At 74.2% G+C, this 18,054-nt stretch carries 14 protein-coding genes; 5 read left to right on the forward strand and 9 right to left on the reverse strand.

Annotation, left to right across the window (positions count from 1 at the left end; genetic code table 11):
- Positions 1 to 15 precede the first annotated feature (15 nt).
- The 3 genes from IE311_RS15375 to IE311_RS15385 all read left to right on the forward strand — a co-directional run bounded on the left by IE311_RS15375 (position 16) and on the right by IE311_RS15385 (position 2,629).
- Complete coding sequence (locus IE311_RS15375; RefSeq protein ID WP_189832242.1) at positions 16 to 849, forward strand: M15 family metallopeptidase; 834 nt, start codon at positions 16 to 18, stop codon at positions 847 to 849.
- Positions 850 to 938: 89 nt separating this feature from the next.
- A complete protein-coding gene (locus IE311_RS15380; protein ID WP_189832243.1) occupies positions 939 to 1,445 on the forward strand; it encodes a Zn-ribbon domain-containing OB-fold protein in 507 nt (168 codons plus the stop codon).
- A gap of 26 nt (positions 1,446 to 1,471) precedes the next feature.
- Entirely contained in the window at positions 1,472 to 2,629 is a 1,158-nt protein-coding gene (locus tag IE311_RS15385) for a lipid-transfer protein (protein ID WP_229901950.1), read from the forward strand.
- 181 nt (positions 2,630 to 2,810) lie between these two features.
- Here the strand turns inward: IE311_RS15385 and IE311_RS15390 are convergent, their stop codons facing one another.
- The 4 genes from IE311_RS15390 to IE311_RS15405 are packed head-to-tail and all read right to left on the reverse strand — an operon-like array spanning position 2,811 to position 7,260.
- Positions 2,811 to 3,416 carry a GTP-binding protein gene (locus IE311_RS15390; protein WP_189832245.1) on the reverse strand — a complete coding sequence of 202 codons (606 nt, stop codon included), beginning with the start codon at positions 3,414 to 3,416 and terminating at the stop codon, positions 2,811 to 2,813.
- Positions 3,397 to 3,822, reverse strand: coding sequence for a DUF742 domain-containing protein (locus IE311_RS15395; protein ID WP_189832246.1), 426 nt, complete (start codon positions 3,820 to 3,822; stop codon positions 3,397 to 3,399). The genes IE311_RS15390 and IE311_RS15395 overlap by 20 nt, the downstream gene beginning before the upstream one ends.
- A gap of 10 nt (positions 3,823 to 3,832) precedes the next feature.
- The gene (locus IE311_RS15400) at positions 3,833 to 4,282 is read right to left on the reverse strand and encodes a roadblock/LC7 domain-containing protein (protein ID WP_189832247.1); all 450 of its coding nucleotides are present in this window, start codon (positions 4,280 to 4,282) and stop codon (positions 3,833 to 3,835) included.
- Positions 4,279 to 7,260 (reverse strand): sensor histidine kinase, encoded by a 2,982-nt coding sequence (locus tag IE311_RS15405; RefSeq protein ID WP_189832419.1) that lies wholly within the window; start codon positions 7,258 to 7,260, stop codon positions 4,279 to 4,281. The genes IE311_RS15400 and IE311_RS15405 overlap by 4 nt, the downstream gene beginning before the upstream one ends.
- A gap of 434 nt (positions 7,261 to 7,694) precedes the next feature.
- On the opposite strand from IE311_RS15405, the gene IE311_RS15410 reads away from it, so the two are divergent.
- Positions 7,695 to 8,063 (forward strand): hypothetical protein, encoded by a 369-nt coding sequence (locus IE311_RS15410; protein WP_308439812.1) that lies wholly within the window; start codon positions 7,695 to 7,697, stop codon positions 8,061 to 8,063.
- Positions 8,064 to 8,176: 113 nt separating this feature from the next.
- Here the strand turns inward: IE311_RS15410 and IE311_RS15415 are convergent, their stop codons facing one another.
- The 5 genes from IE311_RS15415 to IE311_RS15435 are packed head-to-tail and all read right to left on the reverse strand — an operon-like array spanning position 8,177 to position 16,980.
- Positions 8,177 to 12,862, reverse strand: a complete 4,686-nt coding sequence (locus IE311_RS15415) for a hypothetical protein (protein WP_189832248.1) — start codon at positions 12,860 to 12,862, stop codon at positions 8,177 to 8,179.
- 52 nt (positions 12,863 to 12,914) lie between these two features.
- Positions 12,915 to 13,841 (reverse strand): hypothetical protein, encoded by a 927-nt coding sequence (locus IE311_RS15420; protein ID WP_189832249.1) that lies wholly within the window; start codon positions 13,839 to 13,841, stop codon positions 12,915 to 12,917.
- Positions 13,838 to 14,671, reverse strand: coding sequence for a hypothetical protein (locus tag IE311_RS15425; protein ID WP_189832250.1), 834 nt, complete (start codon positions 14,669 to 14,671; stop codon positions 13,838 to 13,840). The genes IE311_RS15420 and IE311_RS15425 overlap by 4 nt, the downstream gene beginning before the upstream one ends.
- Positions 14,668 to 16,212: a hypothetical protein gene (locus tag IE311_RS15430; RefSeq protein ID WP_189832251.1), complete on the reverse strand. Its 1,545-nt coding sequence runs from the start codon at positions 16,210 to 16,212 to the stop codon at positions 14,668 to 14,670. The genes IE311_RS15425 and IE311_RS15430 overlap by 4 nt, the downstream gene beginning before the upstream one ends.
- A 57-nt stretch (positions 16,213 to 16,269) precedes the next feature.
- The gene (locus tag IE311_RS15435) at positions 16,270 to 16,980 is read right to left on the reverse strand and encodes a GntR family transcriptional regulator (protein ID WP_189832252.1); all 711 of its coding nucleotides are present in this window, start codon (positions 16,978 to 16,980) and stop codon (positions 16,270 to 16,272) included.
- 252 nt (positions 16,981 to 17,232) lie between these two features.
- Here IE311_RS15435 and IE311_RS15440 point away from each other — a divergent pair, with 252 nt between their 5' ends.
- Positions 17,233 to 18,045 carry a LamB/YcsF family protein gene (locus IE311_RS15440; protein WP_189832253.1) on the forward strand — a complete coding sequence of 271 codons (813 nt, stop codon included), beginning with the start codon at positions 17,233 to 17,235 and terminating at the stop codon, positions 18,043 to 18,045.
- The last annotated feature ends 9 nt before the right edge of the window (positions 18,046 to 18,054 follow it).

Genomic DNA, 18,054 nt, shown 5'->3' on the forward strand with positions numbered 1-18,054 from the left:
TGATAGACGGTCCGCATGACAGGACTTGCTTCCGCTCTCCGTACCCTCGCCGTCACGGCCGCGGCCGGGCTGTTCACCGTCACCGGCGCCGTCACGAGCGCCCCGGCCGCCCCCGCTCCCCCGGTGCCGGCCGCACCGGAGCCCAAGGCGCCAAGGGAGTTCGTCGCCCTGAGCTCCGTGGACCGCACCATCCTTCAGGAGATGCGCTACACGACCCCGCACAACTTCGTGGGTGAGCCGGTGGACGGCTACCGGCAGCCGCTGTGCATCCTGACCCGTCCGGCGGCCGAGGCGCTGCACCGCGCTCAGGTGCGGCTGCTCGCCCGGGGGTACACGCTGAAGGTGTACGACTGCTACCGCCCGCAGCGGGCCGTCGACCACTTCGTCCGCTGGGCGAAGGACCTGGCGGACGAGGCGATGAAGAAGGAGTTCTATCCGCTCGTCGACAAGTCGAGGCTGTTCGCGGACGGTTACATTGCCGAGAAGTCCGGGCACAGCCGCGGCTCGACGGTCGATCTGACGATCGTGCGGCTGCCGGCGAGGTCCACGCGCGCGTACGTACCGGGTGAGCGCCTGGTGGAGTGCTCCGCCCCGCGCGCGGAACGGTTCCCCGACAACTCCGTGGACATGGGAACCGGGTACGACTGCTTCGACACGCTCTCGCACACGGACGATCCTCGGGTCGGGGGTGTGCAGCGGGCCAACCGGCAGCTGCTCAAGGGAGCGCTCGTCGAGCAGGGGTTCGTGAACCTGCCGGAGGAGTGGTGGCACTTCACCTTCAAACCGGAACCGTTCCCGAGCACGTTCTTCGACTTCCCGGTGGCGCGGAGGTCGGTGGCGGGTCACTGAGTCTTCCGCGTCCGGATCTCCCGTGACACACTTCTGACGGTTCGTCAGATCAGTGGTGGTCGCGGTGACCGGCGGTACGGGAGGCCTTGATGGCGCGGACGCGCAGACCTGTGGTGGCCGGGTGGTTCACCGACGACACCGTGCCGGAGGGAGAGTTCCGGCTGCTGGGCACCCGTTGCTCGGCCTGCGCGTCGGTCTTCTTCCCGCGCGCCGACGACGGGTGCCGCAATCCGCTCTGCCCGGGCGGCGGGGAGCTCGCCGAGGTTCCGCTCTCCCCGCGCGGCCGGGTCTGGTCCTTCACCGACGGCCGGTACCGCCCGCCCGCCCCGTACGTGTCCGATCCGGACGCGCCCTGGGAGCCGTACACCCTGGTCGCCGTCGAGCTCGCGGCCGAGGCGATGGTGGTCCTCGGGCAGGCGGCGCCGGGGGTGACGACGGCCGATCTGGCCGTCGGGACCGAGGTCGAGGTGGTGCCCGGGGTCCTCAACGAGGATGACGAACACATCTGGACCACCTGGAACTGGCGCCCGGTCCCGACCGGGACGGGGCGGGGACGGCCCGCCGGCGGCCCGACCGTACGGAAGGAGCCGTCGTGAACGACATCGCCGTCCTCGGGGCCGGAATGCACCCGTGGGGCAAGTGGGGACGGAGTTTCATCAGCTATGGGACCGCGGCCGCCCGCGCCGCGCTCGCCGACGCCGGTGTGGAGTGGACGGACGTCGGTTCGGTCGTCGGGGCGGACACCATGCGGTGCGGGTACCCGGGGTACGTGGCCGGTGCGACCTTCGCCCAGGCCCTCGGGTGGCAGGGGGCGCGGGTCACCAGTGTGTACGCGGCCTGTGCCTCGGGCGCCCAGGCGATCGGGACCGCCCGGGCCCAGATCCTGGCCGGGCTCGCGGACGTGGTCCTCGTCGTCGGAGCGGACTCCACACCCAAGGGGTTCTTCGCCCCGGCCGGGGGCGAGCGCCCCGACGATCCGGACTGGCTGCGCTTCCGGGTGCTCGGAGCCACCAACCCCGCGTACTTCGCGCTGTACGCGCGCCGCAGAATGGCCCTGTACGGCGACACACCCGAGGACTTCGCCCGGGTCAAGGTGAAGAACGCGGCCGCCGGCGCGCTCAATCCGCTGGCCCGCTACCGCTCCCCGGTGACCGCCGAGCAGGTCGCGGCCTCGGCGGTGGTCGCCGATCCGCTGCGCCTCCTCGACATCTGCGCCACCTCGGACGGCGGCGCCGCGCTCGTGCTCTCCAGCATGGAGTTCGCACGCCGTCACGGGCGTCCGGACCCGGTGCGGATCCGGGCGGTGTCGACGGTCTCCCCCACGTACCCCAGAGCGGTGCTCGACCTCCCCGACATCGCGACGGACTCGGCGGCGGTCGTCGCCCCGGGGACGCACTCCTTCCGCGCCTCCATCGCGCGGGCCGCCTACGAGGAGGCGGGGATCGGGCCCGAGGACCTGTCCCTGGCGGAGGTGTACGACCTGTCGACCGCTCTGGAGCTGGAGTGGTACGAGGACATCGGGCTCTGCGCCGCGGGCGAGGGCGCGAAACTGCTCCGGGACGGCGCGACCGCGCTCGGCGGACGTCTGCCCGTGAACACCAGTGGCGGACTGGCCTCCTTCGGGGAGGCGGTGCCCGCACAGGCGATCGCCCAGGTCTGCGAGCTGACCTGGCAGCTGCGGGGCACGGCGGGCGACCGGCAGGTGCCGGGGGCGCGGGTCGGCGTCACCGCGAACCAGGGCCTGTTCGGGCACGGGTCGGCGGTGGTGGCGGTGCGCTGAGGGCGGCCGCTCGCGGTGGCGCCGGCGCTCTGTCGAGGACGCTGCGTGCCGGCCGGGCGCCGAGGGCGCGGCAGCGGTGCCGTCGCTCCCCCGGCGCGGCCCGACCGGTCGCGGTATCCCCCGGCGCGGCCCGACCGGACGAGGGTTCCCCACGGCGCGGCCCGACCGGACGAGGGAGTCCTCAGCTCGTCACGGTCGCGTGGCTGCGGTCCGCGAGCACCAGGGCGTGTTCGACGACGGCCACGAGGACGTTCTTCACGGACTCGCGGTCCCGCGCGTCGCACATCAGGAGCTCGACCTCGGGATCGAGGTCGAGCGCGCCGCGCACGCTCTCGGCGGGGAAACGCCGGGCACCCTCGAAGCAGTTGACGGCCACCGTGAACGGAATGCCGCGCCGCTCGAAGTAGTCGATGGCCGCGAAGCTGTCCTCCAGGCGGCGGGTGTCCGCCAGGACGACCGCGCCGAGCGCGCCCTGTGCCAGCTCGTCCCACAGGAACCAGAAGCGGTCCTGTCCCGGGGTGCCGAACAGGTACAGGACGAGGTCCTCGCGGAGGGTGATCCGGCCGAAGTCCATGGCGACCGTGGTGGTCGTCTTGGCCTCGACGCCGTGCAGGTCGTCGACGGGCCGCCCCGCCTCGCTGAGGATCTCCTCGGTCCGCAGGGGCCTGATCTCGCTGACCGCGCCCACCAGCGTCGTCTTGCCGACCCCGAACCCGCCCGCGACGAGGATCTTCAGGGTCACCGGCTCGACGTAGGGCTTCTTGCGGCTAGAGCGCCCGAAGGCCATTGATCACCTCGCGGAGAATGCTCACGTCCGGCAGCTCGGCCGGCGGAACGGGGCGGGTCACATGGACGAGTTCGTCCTCGACGAGGTCACCGACGAGCACCCGGACCACCCCGACGGGGAGGTCGAGTCCTGCGGCGAGCTCGGCGATCGACTGGGGCTGCTCGGAGCAGCGTTCGACGATCTCCACGTGTTCGGGGGAGAGCGTCTGGTCCCGGCCGGGGTCGTCGGCGGCGGGCTCGGGAACGACCACCGCGATCAGGTCGAGACGGTGGCGGGTGGCGGCACTGGTCCGGCCGCGGGTCATCGCGTACGGACGGACCACCGGCCCGGCCTCGTCGTCGAACCAGTGGTGGTGGCCCGGCGTCGAGCCCTGGTTCAGCTGGTTCCGCTCGGCTGCGTCACTCATGCCGTCCCACTCACCCTCCCGCGGGCAGACCGGTCCGGGGGGCCGTGGCGAGGTGGGCCCCGACCCGCTTCACCATCAGCGTCATCTCGTAGGCGACCTGGCCGACGTCGGAGTCCGCGTCGGCGAGGACGGCGAGGCAGCTGCCGTCACCGGCGGCCGTGACGAAGAGGAAGGCGTCCTCCAGTTCGACGACCGTCTGCCGGACCTTGCCCGCCTCGAAGTGGCGGCCGACGCCCTTGGCGAGGCTGTGGAAGCCGGAGGCCACGGCGGCCAGGTGCTCGCCGTCCTCGCGGGTCAGGTCCTGGGAGGCACCGGTGGGGAGGCCGTCGCTGGAGAGCACCAGGGCCTTCCGGATGGAGCCCACGCGCTGGACGAGTTCGTCGAGCAGCCAGTTCAGTTCACCGTTTCCCTGGCCGTGGCCGGAGGTGGAGCTGGGTGCTGCGGCGTTCGGTGCGGTCATCGACCGTCCCCCTCGGGTGTCGTTCCTGGTGCTGTCGGGTCGTCAGGGTCGGCGTTGTGCCGTCGCCCGCGCTGCCAGCCGCGCTGCATGGCGGCCATGCGGGCGCGTACCTCCTCGGCGTCGCGCTCGAAGGAATCGGGGTCCGCGGGGGTGGCTCCGCCGCTCGTACGGGAGTCGGCGCGCCCGCCCGAGTCGTGGTCCGACGAGCCGTCGGCCTTGCGCAGCTGTGGCGCGAGGCTGGCCTGGCGGACGCGTCGGGGCAGTCCGCCGAACGGCTCCGGGCCCTCCGGCGCCACGGGACCCTCCGGTGGCACGGGGACCAGGGTGGGTCCGGTGCCGCGCGGGGGAACCGGGGCGTCGTTCCGCCTGCCCGCGCCGCGCGCGGGGACCGGCAGGTCGTCCCGGCCGGCGCCGTGGGCGTGCCCGCGCGGACCGCCCAGGTCCTCGCTCACCCGGCCGGGGGCGGGGTGCGCACGGCCGGCCGGCGGCTGGTCCAGCTCAGGAAGCGCGTGGGTCCGGCCCGGGCGGCCCGAGTCGGCGTGGTCCGGAAGCCGGTGCGGGCGGTCCGGAAGCGGTTGCGCGCGGTCCTGGAGCTGGTGCGCGCGGTCCGGGGAGGAGGAGCGGTCACGGTCCGGCTCGTCCACGCGCCGGCCGTGGTCGACGACGAGCGTCGGGGTGGGGCGGCGGCGGGGCAGCGGCACGGGGCCGAGGACTCCCCCGTCGGCGGGCTTCGCCTCCTCGCCGTGGCCGGTGGACCGGTCCGTGGACGGCGCGGTCGGCTCACCGGCCGGCGCGAGTCCGGCGCGACGCCTGCCACGGGGCCGGAAGAGGCCGCCGCGCTCGCTCTCGGTGTCGAGGAGGTCGGCGGAGCGGTCGAGGAGGACGTCGAAGTCCTCGCTGCCGACCGGCCCCTCGAGTTCCACGGGACCGTCGAGCGGGCCGGGGCCGTCGGCCACGTCCGGGACCCTGGCGAGCGCCGGGCGGCGGCTGGGCAACGCGCCGCCGTCGGCCGTGTCGCCGTCGGCCGGGCCGGTGCGCTCCAGGGTCTTGCGGTCCAGGCGGAAGCCGGCCCCCTGGGTCTCGGGCGCGTCGGTGAGGAGCGCGGCCGGGATGAAGACGACCGCGGTGGTCCCCCCGTACGGGGAGGTCTGGAGCGAGACGCGGACGTTCTGCCGCTGGGCGAGCCGGCTGACCACGAAGAGGCCGAGGCGGTCGGTGTCGGAGAGCTCGAACTCGGGGGTCTCGGCGAGCCGGAGGTTGGCGTCGAGCAGCGCGTCGGGGTTCATGCCGAGGCCGCGGTCGTGGATCTCCAGGGTGAAGCCGTTGGCGACCCGCTCGCCGAGGACCTGGACGGCGGTGTGCGGGGGCGAGAACACCGTGGCGTTCTCGAGGAGTTCGGCGATGAGGTGGGTGAGGTCCGCGACGGCGGGGCCGCCGACGCCGAGGCGGGGCAGTCGCCGTACCTCGATGCGCTCGTAGTCCTCGACCTCCGCGACGGCGGCGCGGACCACGTCCATGAGCTGGACGGGCTTGCGCCACTGCCGGGAGGGTGCCGCGCCGGAGAGGATGACGAGACCCTCGGCGTGCCGGCGCATACGGGTGGTCAGGTGGTCGAGCCGGAACAGGTCGGCCAGCTCGTCGGTGTCCTCGGTGCGCCGTTCCATGGTGTCGAGGAGGGTGAGCTGACGGTGGAGCAGGACCTGATTGCGGCGGGCGAGGTTGACGAACACCTCGGAGACGCCGCGCCGCAGTTCGGCCTGCTTGACGGCGGCCTCGACGGCGGCGCGCTGGAGGGTGTTGAGGGCCTGGCCGACCTGGCCGACCTCGTCCTGTCCGTATCCCAGGTGGGGCACTTCGGTGACGACGTCGACGTGTTCGCCCGCGGCGAGCCTGCGCATCACGCTGGGCAGGCGGACGCCGGAGACCTCCTGGGCCTCCTTCTGGAGGCGCCGCAGATCGCGGACGAGTTCGCGGCCGATGCGGACGGAGATGACGATCGAGGCGAGCAGGGCGAGGAAGCCGAGGACTCCGGCGACGCCCGCCTTGAGGAGGACGCTGTACGCGGCGGGCTGGACCCTGTCCTGGTAGCGGTCGCCGGCCGCGGTGTTCTCGCGGGCCAGGTCGTCGAGGACGGGGCTGGCGTTCTCCTGCCAGTAGACCGGGGTGACGGCCCGCGGGTCGTCGGTGGGGCCCTCTTCGACGATGGCGTTCTCGGCGGTGCGCAGCGCCTGGCTGTCGGGGCTGCGCCAGTACTTCTCGAAGTGCTCGCGCTCGGCCGCCGGGAGGAGTTCGAGGTTGACCTCGTAGAACTGCTCGCGGTTGGCGACGAGGTTGGATATCTCGCGGATCTCTTCGGTGGTGACGCGGTCGGCGACGAGCGCGGAGAGGACGAGGGCGTCCTCGCGGGAGAGCAGCTCCCGCGCGCGGGTGATGCCGACGAGGGCGCGGCCCTGCTTGTCCATCTCCACGTTCTCGAGGGCGTGGAGGGTGATGAGGAAGCTGTAGCAGGGGTCGACGAGCCGGTTGTAGAAGTCGAGGGCCTGCATCCGGCCGATGTCGCGCTTCTCCACGGAGCGGCGCAGCGAGGCGAGGCCGTCGAGTGCTTCCAGGAGGGAGGTGAGCCGCTGGGCGGTGACCGGGCGCATCTCCTCGCGGACGCCGGGGTCGGCGGCGTTGGCGCGGATGCGGGCGATCTGACGGTCGGTGGCCCGGCGGGTCTCGCGCAGGGAGCCGAGGGTCTCGGAGCCGCGGGGGTCGGCGAGGTAGATGAGCGACTGGCGGCGTTCGAGCTGGATGACCCGGGCGGTGTCCTCCAGGGGGTAGCCGACCTTGTCGACGATGTAGCCGACGTCGAGGAGTTGGTCGGCCTCGCGGCCGGTGAGGGCCGTGGCGAAGCCCCACAGGCCCATCAGGGAGACGAGCGGTACGAGCAGCAACGCCACGATCTTCCGGCGGATGGACTTCCCGCGAAAGCGCATGGCCTCCCCCAGCTCGGCCTCCGCGGCCACGGAGGTCCTTCACGTTCGTGACGTCCGGCGTCAACACGCGGCGTCAACCTTGAGTTTCAACAAACGGCGGCGTGAGCCTACTACTGCATCACGGCCATCCCGAAGGCATGTCCGGGCTATTTTCAGCCTGTCGAGTGAGTGTTGATCATGAGATGTCCTGGTATTCGGGGAGTTGGGATTGGGCACTGTGGCGTAGGACACTTGATGATGCGCCATTTCTCCGGCCTGCGGAGATGGCTGGAATTGTTCGTTCCGGTCCCGGTCGGGTGGCGTTCACCCCCGATCGGGCGAAACCTTTTCCCTCTCTCGTGCGTCAATAAGTGCGGGGTGGGTTCTGTCCGCGTATAGGCGCTCAAGACGGGCAGACGCTCCTGGAGTCGTTCGTGGTGGGGAGTGACAGGACAATGGAACACGAGGCGCGGTCGTCGCGGCAGTTGTGGGTGGAGGACGAGCGGGCACGACGACGGATGCCCGACCCGGTGCGGACCGCCGCCGTGCGGGCCGTGATGATCACATCGGTGACGCTCATCCAGGGAGTGGTGGCCTTCCTCTGCTCCGTGGCGGGCTCGTGGACGGCCTTCCCGGTGACCGTCGGGGCGGTGGTCTCCACCGTCGTGGCCACCTGGAGCGTCCTCGACGTATGGATCACCCGTCAGGTGTGGCGCCAGCGCAACGGCGTGGTGTCCGAGCCGAGCAGCACGGCGCGCCCGCCGCTCCGTGCCAAGCGCGGGGAGGACCGGACGGAGGCGGCATCGCTGCCCGAGGCGGCCTGATACATCCGGAGAAACGTGAGCGGCCCGGCCCCCTTCATGGGGGGCCGGGCCGCTCACCGTTGCGCTGGGCCGTCTCCTCCGGATCCTGCCCGGCCCGCGCCGCCGGACACGGCCTACAGGGACTCCGCCCGGGCCGATTCGTCGGACGTGTGGCGGCGGAACATCCTCGTCGCCGTGATCTCGCCGTGGATCGTCTCGCCCTCCCCGGTGGACTGCGGCAGCCCCGGACGCAGATGCTCCTCCACGCTGATGTACTTCAGGCCGGCCCTCAGGTCGGCGTCGTTGCGCAGCCGGATCACCAGCGGGAACTCGGCGAGCGCCGTCGTGTCGAACAGGCCCGTCGTGTACAGCAGCTGGACGCCCAGCGCGTCCGACACGGCCCGCTGGAGCTCCAGGAGGTACGTGGCGTTGGCGCGGCCGATCGGATTGTCCAGGAACAGCGTGCCCGCGTGCCGGTGCTTGTCACGGCCCCGGTCGTTGGAACGGAGCGCCGCCATCGTGCAGTACAGGGCGATGGCCGCGGTGAGCAGCTGCCCGCCGGAGAAGACGTCGCCCATCTGCCCGACGGGCACCCGCTCGGCCCGCAGCACCGCGTCCGGCTTGAGGATCTCGACGGAGACACCCTTGGGTTCGAGGGCCGCCTGCACACCCCGGAGGAGCAGGGACATGCCGTCGCGGCGCAGGTCGGAGTTCTTCTTGACGGCCGCGCGCGTCGCCTCGTCGACGACCTCGCCCAGCCGCTCCGCGAGGGTGGCCTGGTCGGGCTCCTCGAAGCGGATCCGCAGGAACTCCTGCCCCGACCACTCGCCGAGCCCCTCCGGGAGCCGGGAGAGCCGCTGTGCGGAGCGGAGCGTCGTGAGCGAGGACTCCACGAGGCCGCGGAGCCGGTCCACGATCGAGTCGCGGTTGCGCTCCAGCTGCTCCAGCTCGTCGGTGAGGACCCGCAGCCGGGGCGCGAAGGCCTCGGCCCACTTGGCGGCGTGCTCGGGCAGCGCCGAGGCCGGCAGTTCGCGGATCTGCTGGCGGGCCGGGGTGCGGACCTGCTCGTAGCGGGTGGAGTTGGCGTGCCGTACGAGGATGTCGCTCGCCTCGCGCACGGCCGCGTCGGCCGCGGACAGCTCGGCGGTGCAGCCGCGCAGCGAGCGGCGCGCCTCGGCGGCCGTCGTACGGGCCTCCTCCAGCGTGCCGGGGTACGGCTCGGTCTCCTCCCGCTCCTCGTCCGTGTGGTCGCGGAGCAGGTCCCGCAGCAGGGCGGCGGTCTCGTCGAAGCCGCCGGCCGCGTCCTCGGCGGCACGGTGGTCCCGGAGCAGGCCGGTGTGGGCGGCGCGGGCCGCCTCCAGGGCATCGGTACGGGAGGCGAGTTCGACGGTGGCGGTACGGAGCAGGACCTGCGCCCGCTCGGCGTCGGCGGGCACCAGCTCCTCGGGCAGCTCGGTGTGCTCCTCGCCGTCCTCGGGAGCAAGGCGCTCGGACTCGCCGCGCAGACGGCCGAGCTTCTCGCTCGCCTCCGAGGCGCGGGTCTCCAGCATCTGCACGAGGGACTCGGCGCGGGCCGCCGCCGCCTGACGGGACGGTCCGTCGGCGCCGTCGGTGGACTCCAGGAGCTGCTCGGCGCGGGTGCGGACCTTGTTGGTGAGACGGTCCAGTTCGGCGAGGGCGGCGGACTCGTCGCTCTCGGCGCGGGCCTGCTCGGCACGGAGATCGGCGCCCACACCGACCTTCTCGTACAGCTGGGAAGCGGCCCGGTAGGCCTCCCGCAGGGTGGGGAGCGCGGCGCGGGGCGCGGGCGCGTCGCCCTCGGGGAGGGTGTCGGGGGCGCCGGCGATCTCGGCGCGCTCGGCCCGCAGAGCGCGGGCGGTGCGGTGGGCGTCGTCGGCGGAACGCTGGGTCGCCCGACGGTCCTCGTCGGCGGCTCGCGCACGTTCCAGACAGGTCTGGGCGCGGGCCTCGGCCTCGGCGGCGTCGTCGGCGAGTTCACGGAGCTTGGCCTGCCAGGCGGACCGCTCGCGCAGCCGGAACGCCAGGCCCGCGAGGGCGTCGGCGACCCGGCGGGCACGCTGCGCCGCCTCCTGGCGTTCGTCCCGCACCTGGGTCGCCTCGGCGGCGGCCTCGTCGGCCTCCGCGCGGACCGTACGGGCCTCTTCGAGGGTCGCGGAGGCCGCCTCGGCGGTCTCGCGGGCGGTCGTGGCGACGGCCGCGAGCTCGGCGAGCATCCCGGGCGGGCAGTCGGCACGCCAGGAGCCGATCCGGGCCGCGAGGGCACGGTCGCCGGCCAGGCGGGAGGCGAGGACGCGGATCTCCTCGTCGCGGGCGGTGGCGCGGGCGCGCAGGGCGTGCCGCTCCTCGTCGGCGGCGTGCTCGTCGTGCATGGCCGGGTTCGGCGGGACGAGGAAGACGCCGCTGTCGTCGGCGGTGTCCTGCGCCGGTACGGGGGCGAGCAGGGCGGCGGCGGTGCCGACGGCCACGGCGGAGCGCGGCAGCAGGGCCGCGGTGCCGAGGACCTCGCGGGCGCGTCCGTACGAGACCGGGTCGGTGATCACGACACCGTCGACGAGCTCGGGGCGGGCGGCGAGGACGCGGGCGTGGTCGGCGGGGTCCACGGCCTGGGCGAGGTAGCGCCAGCCGGGGAGGGCCGGGATGCCGTGCTCGCCGAGGTACTCGACGGTGGCCAGGACGTCGGGACCGGGCGGCAGCAGGCCGCCGTCGCCGAGGGCGCCGAGGATGCGGGAGTCGTCGGCCGCGGCGGTGCGCAGCTCGAAGAGCTGCCGCTCGGCGGAGGTGACGGCCTGGTCGAGCATGCCGCGCAGTTCGTCGGCGTACCGGTCGAACTCGGTGACGGTGAGCGGCCCCTGGAGCGCGGTGCCCGAGTCCGCCCCGGGCTCCTCCTCGGTGTCGGCGGTGGCGGCGCGCTGACCGGGGAGGGGGGAGCCGGGGCCCTGAACGCGCGCGCCGGCGGCCGGGAGGCTCAGGAGCTCGGCGAGGCGTTCCTCGGAGGCGAGGAGTTCGGCGGCCCGGCGCTCCGCGTCGTAGGCGTTTCCGGCGGCCTCGGCGGCGTCCGCGGCGCGGGCGGCGGCGAGTTCGGCGCGGGACTCCGCCCCGGCGGCCTCGCGCGCGCGTTCCATCGCCGTACGGGCGGCCTCGCGGGCCGTGTCCCAGGCGGCAACCGTCGTCTTCTCGGCGTCGCTCGCGGCGAGCGCGGCACGGGCCGGGTCGGCGTCGGGCGCGGAGTCGTCGAGCCAGCCGGCCCGTACCGCCTCCGCGGTCTCCTGTTCGACCTCGGCGAGCCGCTGGCGCAGGTGCCCCGCCTCGCTCCGGGCGCGCTGGGCCTCGGTCGCGGCGGCCGTGGCGTCGCGGTGGGCGGTCTCGCCCGCGTCCTGGAGGGCGGTGGAGCGTTCCTCCTCCTCGGCCGCGTGGCGCTCGCCCTCCTCGGCGGCGGCGGCGAGGGCCCGTACGAGGACGGCGGCAGCCTCGGCGCGGGCCGCGAGGGCCGGGGCGGCGTCCCGCTCGGCCTCGCGGATGCCGGCGGCCACGCGCGCGGGGCGGTCGCCGGCGGCGCGGTGGCGGAGGACGACCTCGGCCGCCTGCCAGGCGGAGTGCATCGTGCGGGCGTCGGTGAGCTCGCGGCGCTGGGACGCGGCGCCCTTCTCGGCCGCGGTCAGCGCCAGGGAGGCGTGCCGGTAGGCGAGTTCGGCGGCGATGAGGGCGGCGCGTCCGCGCGCGGTCTCCGCCTCCGCGACGGCGTGGCCGGCGGAGGTGACCTGCTGGGCGAGTTCGGTTCCACGCGCGCGCTCGACGGCGGCACGGGCGCCGAGCCGGCGGGCCAGGGTGCGGGTGCGGCGCTCGGCCGCCGTGTGGATCTCGCGCGCGTGGGACCGGGTCCCGGCGGCCTCGACGATCCGGTTGAGGAGGTCGACGGAACCGGCCGTGAACTCGCGCTCGGCGGTCAGCTCGGCGCGGCGGCCGAGCTTGTTGCCGAAGCCTCCGACGAGGTCGGCGAGACCGTCGGTGTCCCGGGTGTCGGTGACGGCGCGCAGCAGCAGGTCCGTGAAGTCGGAGTCCTTCTTGACCGCGAAGAGGCCGGCGGCCTCGCCCTCGTCGGCGTTCATCTCGCGCTGGTAGCGGAAGAGTTCGGGGTCGAGACCCAGTTCGCCGAGGTGCTCGTTCCAGCGGTCGTGGATCTCCTCCCAGTAGACCTCCAGGTGCGGGTAGGCCTTGCCCGCGTCCGTGATCGCGTCGCGGAAGCCCTTCATGGTGCGGCGGCGGCCGCTCGCTCCGGAGGCGCCCTCGACGGGCGGGCGGACGGAGGTCGCCTCGGCGACGGGGAGGTTGTCCAGGCTGAGTCCGGGGCCGGGACGGAAGGAGTACCAGGCCTCGGCGAACTTCCGCGGGTCGGAGGAGACCTGGCGGCCGCGCCACTCGCTGGCCTTGCCGACGACGACGAGCTCGCCGGTGAGGGTGTGCTGCCACTCCAGGGCGACGTGTCCGCAGTCGTCGGCGAGGAGGAACTTGCGCAGGACGCCGGAGCTGGCGCCGCCCAGGGTGTTGCGGTGGCCGGGGAGCATGACCGAGAAGATCAGCTTGAGGAGGACGGACTTGCCGCCGCCGTTCTCCAGGAAGAGCACACCCGCGGGGGCGGGCCGGCGGGGCGGGCCGACCGGCTCGTCCTCGAAGAACTCCGCCTGGGTGGGGGCGGGGTGGGGCACGGGCGCGCCGACCCCGCGCAGGTCCAGGACGGTGTCGGCGTAGCGCGCACCGGCGGGACCGATGGAGTACAGGCGGACCCGGGACAGCTCGTACATGGCGAGGGACTCTCGTGCTCTCGTGCTCGGGAAGATCGGTTACGCGGGGCGGTTACGCGGGCGGTGACGCGTGGAAGGGCAGGCCCGCGTCGGCGGCGAGCTCCAGGTCGTCGCCCTCGGGCGGCGGAAGGAGTGTCGCGGAGCCGTCGCTGACGGGGACGACGCCCAGTTCCAGGAGCTCGGCCATGGCGGCGGAACCCGCCATGTCACGGACCTGGAGCTGGTAACGGGCCGTGGTGCGGTAGGAGCCGCCGCCCTCGTCGCCGGTGCGCTGGAGGAAACCGGAGTCGGTCAGGAACGCGGCCGCCTTGCCGACGATGCCGGTGGTGGATCCGGCCAGTCGACGGGCGTCCTTGGTGGCGCCGGTGGCGCTGCGGCGCGCGTAGATCCGCCAGGCGGCCTCCAGCCCCGGCGCGTCGGACGCCGGGTCGGTGTTCTCGCCCTGTTCCTCGGCACGCTGCTCCAGACGCAGACACGCCTGGCGTACGAACGCGTCGACGCCGTTGACGGTGAGCCGGCCGATGTACGCGTCGTCCGCGAGGTCCTCCGGGCGGGGGAAGGCCATGGCGGCGACCGCGAGATGGGCGAGGCCGTGCAGGAACCGGTCGGCGGAGTCCGTGGAGGCACGGCGCGCGTAGTCGCCCATGCGGACGGCGAAGACGGAGTCCTCACCGGCGGTGACGGCCATGCCCGCGCGCGGGGAGACCTCCAGGACGACGAGACCGAGGCCGGTCGCCACGGCGTCGGCGAGACGCGCGAAGGCGGGGTTCTCGCGGTAGCGGCGGAGCAGCTCCCCGTACTCGGCGTCGCGGGCCGGGAGCAGCTTGGGCTGGAGCCCGAAGGAGACCAGCCGGGCCGCGTCGGAGGCGTCGGCGGGGGTGACGGCGGACGCGGGGGCGCCGCTCGTCGAGGCGGCCGGGGGCTGCGGGGGCTCCTGCTCGCCCCACGCGTCGGCGTACTCGGCGTGGGTTTCGCTCACGGCTGGGGCTCCTCGGTACGGCTCTCGGTCGATGTCGGTACGGCGGGGGTGGCGGGTCTGGGCACGGGCAGCGGGACGGGGGTGACGGCCGCGGGGGCGGCGGCGGGGCGGTCCGCCGGCCGGTCCGCGCGTCGATCCGGGCGTGTGGCCGGTTCGTCGGTGAGGCGCACGGCCCGCACCGACGGGACGCCGCCGCGGCGGGCCGCCGTCGTACGGGACGGCTCGGGCACGGCCACGACCCCGAACCGGGGTGGGGTACCGGGCGCCGGCGGGGGACGGTCCGCGCCGTCACCGCGCGACGCATCGCCCGGCGGGTCGACGCGGACGGGGCGTACGCGGGGGCCGGGGGTGGTGCGGGAGCGGTGGACGGCCGGGGCGGGGGCGGGAGCGGGGTCCGTGTCCTTGGGCTCGGGGTCCGTGTCCTTCGGGTCGAGGTCCGCTTGCTCCGGCTCGGAGTCCGTGGCCTCCGTGTCGAGGTCCGTGCCCTTCGGGTCGAGGTCCGCGTGCTCCGGCTCGGCGTCCGGCTCCGTGCTCGGCTCCGGGTCCCGCTCGGCGTCCTGCCCGGTGGTCGACTCCTGGTCCTGCCCGGTGCTCGGGCCGGGGTGCCCGTCCCGCGGACCGGGGTGCGCGTCTTCCGGAACGGGCTGCGCGTGCTCGGGACCCGGGTGCTCGTCCCGGGGCCCGGCGGGCGCGGTGCCCTCGCGTACGCCCGTGTCCGCCGGATCCGTGCGGTCGGCCGCCATGGGGTTCGGTCCCGGCGCGCCCGTTCGGGCGGGCGGCACGACGACGTCGGCGGGGACGGTCGTCGGAGCGGGCGGTACCAGGGTCACGAGGCCTCCGAGCGGTCGGCGGCCATGCCCACCGCGTCGAGCAGCGCCGTACCGACGATGAGGTCGGCGCCGCCGAACTCCGGGTCGTCGAGCGGGGTGCCGTCGTCGACGGCGAAGAGCAGGCGCTCCTCGCCCTGGCGGTAGGCGGTGCCGACCGGGGGGCTCGCCGCGTGGACGGCGAGCAGGGCGACCAGGTACGGCAGGTCGCCGTCGAGCTCGCGGGCCTCGGCGAGCAGTCCCGAGAGCCGGCGCGGGGCGTCGTGCTCCAGGTCGAGCAGGCGCAGGGCGCTCGCGAGCTGCTCCTCGCTGAAGCGGGAGTCGTCGGGGGTGGCGATGAGGTCGGGCTCGGGCATCTCCGCGCCCAGGTGCTCGCGTTCCACGGGCGGGGTGAGCAGCAGGTCGACGAGGTCGCCGAGGCGTACGGAGGCGGGGGTGCGCAGTCCGGTGCCGCGGGCGAAGAAGGCGTCGGTGACCCTGACGGCCTGCTCGACGGGGAGCGGCAGGGTCGGGGCGACCAGCTGCCCGTACAGGTCGAGCCCCGTGTACGCGGTGGGGGCGGCGAAGGCCTGCCGGTCCTGCTCGGCGCGGAACAGCGGCCCGGCGTCCAGGAGGCGGGACTGGAGCTGGGTGTGGCGCCGGATGCAGTCCTTCACTATGTCGACGAGCTCGGCGGCGCGCCGCTTGTGCTCGGCCGTCTTGGCGTCGGACGTGGACTCGGCCTCGTCGCGGGCCTTGCGGATGTTCGTGAGGATCGCGTTCTCGTGGCGGTAGCGGTCGGCGACGTGGTCGAGCGCCTCGGCGATCATGTCCGGGACCGCGTTGAGCCAGTCCACGGCGCGGACGTTGCGCCGGGTGGCCTCCAGGGTCTTGCGGAGGGTCTCGGCGTACTGCACGGTCCGGTACCGGGCCTGCTCGGCGGCGAGCTGGGCGTCGGCGAGGCGGCCCCGGTTGATGAGGACCTCCAGCTTCACCTCGGCGGCGATCTGGGCGCTGGTGACGTCGGTGTCGAGGGCTCCGACGAGCACGTTCACCGCCTCGTCGGTGGTCCGGAGGTAGACCCCGCCGCCGTACCCCGGGACCTCCTCGATGAGCTTGAAGTCGTAGTCCCTGCGGGTGTACACGCCGTCGGCGCCGAAGGTGCCGTAGACGGCGCGGAAGCCCCGGTCGACGCTGCCGACGTTGATCAGGTTCTCCAGGACCCAGCGGGCCACCCGCTCGTGCTCGGCGGCGGGGCGGGAGGGCGCCTGGGCGGCGACGCGTGGCAGCAGGCGGGCGACGATCTGCTCGTGGTCGGCGCCGGTGTCGAAGTCCATGTTCAGTGTGATGAGGTCGATCGCGGCGAGGGCCACCTCGGCCATCGCGTAGACCGTGTACTCGCCCGCCAGGTTCGCCTTGCGCGCGTCGAGGTCGTGCAGCGGGGCGGTGCACGCGAGCGCGCGAAGGCGCCGCGCGAGCCCCTCGTCGGCGGCCGGACCCTGCGCGGGCCGCGGCGCCGCGCTGAGCTGGGGCGGAACGAGGTCCGTCGAGGCAGGCGAAGTCACGGTGCACAGATTAGGTCCTCGACCTGACAACGGTCGAAACGGCGCAGATCGGGGAGGTCAGGCCGCCGGGCCCCGCGGGGTCCCGGCGGCCCGTGCGTAGGCGGTCGCGACACCGGTGCGGGAGTCGTCGAGGTAGCGGGCGAGGAGGCCCTCGGCCCTGGTCCGCTCGCCGGCGCGCAGGGCGTCGAGGATCTCCCGGTTCCTCGCCAGGTACGGCTCGTGCAGGGCTCGGGGGTCGCCGACGACGTGGAAGGCGAGTCGTAGTTCCGCGAGGACACCGCGCATGAGCTCGTTCGTACGGGCGCTGCCCGCGAGGCCGACGAGCTCGCGGTGGAAGTGGATGTTGGCCGTGGAGACGGTCCCCCAGTCGCCCGCCCGGGCGGCCCTCTCGCCTTCCGTCACCGCGGCGGCGAGGGCGTCGAGGGCGTACGGCGGCTGTCCGAGGCCGCGGACGACGGCGCATTCGACGAGCCGCCTGGTGCGGTAGATGTCGTCCACGTCACCGGCGGTCAGGACGCGGACGAAGACGCCCCGGTTGAGCTCGTGGACCAGCAGCCGCTCGTGGGTGAGGAGCCTGAAGGCCTCGCGGAGGGTGTTGCGGGACACACCGAGCGCGCCGCCGATGCCGTCCTCGGAGAGTCGGCTGCCCGGCGGGAAGTGACCCTCGGCGATCCGGGTGCGCAGGATGTCCGCGACCCGCTCCGCGGTGCTGGTGCGCCCGAGCAGCGCACGGTCGTCGCTCAGGTCCCGGTCTTCGCTCGCTGCCACGGCGTTCGCTCCCTCTCCTCCGCGGTCCGCCGGCGGCGCGCCGCGGTCCTCGGTCCGCGGTCCTCGGTCCGCGATCTCAGGTCCTCGGTCCGCGGTCTTGGGCCCTCGCTCCTCGGTCCGCACTGGGTCGATCGCTCGACCCCGGTCCGGACATCGAGCATCTTGTCGGATCGTTCAACAATCCTCTACGTTGACGGCATCGTACGGTCCCCGCGCCGCCCCGGCGCGCCCCCTCCCTCCTGCGAGGTGCAGATGCCCACGCCCCCGGCCCCGAAGCCGGACGAGGCCTCGCGAGAGGCCTCGGCCACGTCCTCGATCGATCTGAACGCCGACCTCGGTGAGGGCTTCGGTCGCTGGACACTCACCGACGACGAGCAGCTCCTGTCCGTCGTGACCAGCGCCAACGTGGCCTGCGGCTTCCACGCCGGGGACGCGGCCACCATGCGGCGGGTGTGCGAGCTCGCGGCCGAGCGCGGGGTACGGATCGGGGCCCAGGTCTCGTACCGCGACCTGGCCGGCTTCGGACGGCGTGCGATGGACGTCCCGGCGGCCGAGCTGGCCGCCGAGGTGGCGTACCAGATCGGCGCCCTGGAGGTCTTCGCACGCGCGGCGGGCGCGCGCGTGGCCTATGTGAAGCCGCACGGGGCCCTGTACAACCGGGTGGTCCGGGACGAGGAGCAGGCGGCGGCGGTCGTCGAGGGCGTGCTGCTCGCGGACCGCGCGCTGCCCGTCCTGGGGCTGCCGGGGTCACAGCTGCACGAGGCGGCCACGGAGGCCGGTCTTCCGGTCGTCCCCGAGGCCTTCGGCGACCGGTCCTACCGGGCGGACGGCTCCCTGGTGCCGCGCGGGCAGCCGGGCGCGGTCGTCAGCGATCCGGCCGCGGTGGTGGAGCGGTCGGTGGCCATGGCCCGGTTCGGGGTGGTCACCGCGCACTGCGGGAGTTCCGTGGCCGTGCGGCCCCGGTCGCTGTGCCTGCACGGCGACACCCCGGGCGCGGTGGACCTCGCCAAGCGGGTCCGGGAGCGGCTCGAGACCTCAGGAGTGCGGGTGGAGGCGTTCGCGTGAGCTCCGCCG

The organism is Streptomyces zaomyceticus (assembly GCF_014656215.1).
In the GTDB taxonomy this organism is placed as follows: domain Bacteria; phylum Actinomycetota; class Actinomycetes; order Streptomycetales; family Streptomycetaceae; genus Streptomyces; species Streptomyces zaomyceticus.